The sequence below is a fragment of the Streptomyces sp. WAC05374 genome (genome assembly GCF_004353505.1).
Taxonomy (GTDB): Bacteria; Actinomycetota; Actinomycetes; order Streptomycetales; family Streptomycetaceae; genus Streptomyces.
Window position 1 is genome coordinate 1 of record NZ_SMNQ01000046.1, and the last position, 1,260, is coordinate 1,260.

Here is a 1,260-nt window from a genome sequence, read left to right on the forward strand (position 1 = left end):
GTGGCGATCGACTCGATCGACGACATGCGGGTGCTGTTCGGCGGGATCCCGCTGGACAAGGTGTCCACCTCGATGACGATCAACGCGCCGGCCGCTCTGCTGCTCCTGCTGTACCAACTGGTGGGTGAGGAGCAGGGCGTGCCGGCGGACAGGCTGACCGGCACGATCCAGAACGACGTGCTCAAGGAGTACATCGCCCGCGGCACCTACATCTTCCCGCCCAAGCCGTCGCTGCGGCTGATCGCGGACATCTTCAAGTACTGCAAGGCCGAGATCCCGAAGTGGAACACCATCTCGATCTCCGGCTACCACATGGCGGAGGCGGGTGCCTCGCCGGCGCAGGAGATCGCCTTCACCCTCGCCGACGGTATCGAGTACGTCCGTACCGCGGTCGCGGCCGGGATGGACGTGGACGACTTCGCGCCGCGTCTGTCGTTCTTCTTCGTCGCGCGCACCACCATCCTGGAGGAGGTGGCGAAGTTCCGGGCGGCGCGCAGGATCTGGGCGCGGGTGATGCGTGAGGAGTTCGGGGCGAAGAACCCCAAGTCGATGATGCTGCGTTTCCACACCCAGACCGCCGGGGTGCAGCTCACCGCGCAGCAGCCGGAGGTCAACCTGGTGCGGGTGGCGGTGCAGGGCCTGGCGGCGGTGCTGGGCGGGACGCAGTCGCTGCACACCAACTCCTTCGACGAGGCCATCGCGCTGCCGACCGACAAGTCCGCCCGCCTGGCGCTGCGCACCCAGCAGGTCCTGGCCTACGAGACGGACGTGACCGCCACCGTCGACCCCTTCGCCGGGTCCTACGTCATAGAGAAGATGACCGACGAGGTCGAGGCCGCCGCCCTCGAACTCATGACGAAGGTCGAGGACCTGGGCGGCGCGGTCAACGCCATCGAGCGGGGATTCCAGAAGAACGAGATCGAGCGGTCCGCCTACCGCATCGCGCAGGAGACCGACTCCGGCGAACGCGTCGTGGTCGGCGTCAACCGCTACACCCTCGACGCCGAGGAACCCTACGAACCGCTGCGCGTCGACCCCGCCATCGAGGCCCAGCAGGCCGAACGCCTGGCCGCGCTGCGCGCCGGGCGCGACCAGACGGCCGTCGACGCGGCCCTCGCGGAACTGAAGAAGGCCGCCGAAGGCACCGACAACGTCCTCTACCCGATGAAGGACGCCCTCAAGGCCCGCGCCACCGTCGGCGAGGTCTGCAACGCCCTGCGCGAGGTGTGGGGCACCTACGTCCCCACCGACGCCTTCTGA

General features: G+C 68.4%; 1 protein-coding gene. It reads left to right on the forward strand.

Translation table 11 applies throughout. The annotated features are described in order from the left end of the window. Window positions 1–1,260, forward strand: a 1,260-nt coding sequence (locus E2B92_RS32465) for an acyl-CoA mutase large subunit family protein (protein WP_133087796.1), incomplete at its 5' end; no start/stop codon positions are given.